This is a genomic window from Paraburkholderia sp. BR10954 (assembly GCF_040965775.1).
GTDB lineage: Bacteria > Pseudomonadota > Gammaproteobacteria > Burkholderiales > Burkholderiaceae > Paraburkholderia > Paraburkholderia youngii.
The window spans coordinates 1-1018 of record NZ_JBFRCK010000178.1 but is presented as its reverse complement, the minus strand read 5'-3'; the positions used below and the strand labels follow the sequence as shown (position 1 = coordinate 1018).

The following is a 1018-nucleotide window of genomic DNA, read 5'->3' as shown; positions in this document are numbered from 1 at the left end:
GGCACTGCTCGAAGTAGCGCCGCCCCGCGTCGGTCAGACGGATCTGGCGCGTCGTGCGCACGAACAGGCGCACGCCGAGCCGTTCCTCGAGCCGCGCCACCGAGCGGCTCACCGCCGCCGGCGTGACACTCGCGGCGTTGGCCGCGAGCGTAAAGCTTCCGAGCTCCGCCGCGAAACAGAAGAGCTCGATGCTGCCCAGCAGCAGATCGTCGAATTTGCGTTGCATGCCTGTCTCCCTTTGTTTTTTTGTTTCGAGGATGCGTGCCGTTGTTTTCGATCGCTGCGAAGCATGAAAATCAGACTGCTCAGTTCCACACCGATTGGAGCCGCTCGATACTTTCACGCGTTTCGCGTTCGAGTTGCGCGATCAGTTCGCCGGCGGGCATCGAACGCGCAAGCGGCGCGGCCTGTCCCGCCCATTGCGCGCCGTAGCCGAACTCACCCTTGGCCTTGGCGGCTGCATTGAGTGCCTTGCCGGCGTCGTAGGTGATCGGATAGGAAGGCGTTTGCGGGGCCTGCGGGTCCTCGCCGAGCGCCGTGAAGCGATTGACGATGCTGCGCGCGAGGCGCCCCGAAATGGCCGACGTGAATGTCGTCGAGCGCGCCGCATCGCTGAGCAACGCGCTGCGATAGGCGTCGTCGATCGAGGTTTCCGGGCATGCGACGAAGGCCGTGCCCATTTGCGCCGCCTGCGCGCCCAGCGCAAGCGCGGCCGCGATGCCGGCGCCGTCCATGATGCCGCCCGCCGCGATCACGGGCAGGTCGAACTCGCTCGCCAGCAGACGCGTCAATGCGAAGGTGCCGAGGCGCTCGTCGCGCGAGGTCGTGTCGAATATGCCGCGATGACCGCCCGCCTCGATGCCCTGCGCGACGATCGCATCGACGCCTGCTTCGACGGCCGCCGCCGCTTCGTCGAGATTGGTCGCGCTCGCGAGCAAACGGATGCCCGCGTGCTTCAGTTGCGCGATCACCGCATCGGGCGGCAAGCCGAAATGGAAGCTGACGACGGCCGGCTTCT

The 1018-nt window shown here is 66.6% G+C and carries 2 protein-coding genes; both read right to left on the bottom strand.

What is annotated here, in order from left to right:
* A partial coding sequence (locus tag AB4Y34_RS41710) for a LysR family transcriptional regulator (RefSeq protein WP_368719287.1) occupies nt 1-226 on the bottom strand: 226 nt, incomplete at its 3' end.
* 79 nt (nt 227-305) lie between these two features.
* The coding region (locus AB4Y34_RS41705) for an NAD(P)H-dependent flavin oxidoreductase (protein ID WP_368719286.1) at nt 306-1018 on the bottom strand (713 nt) is incomplete at its 5' end.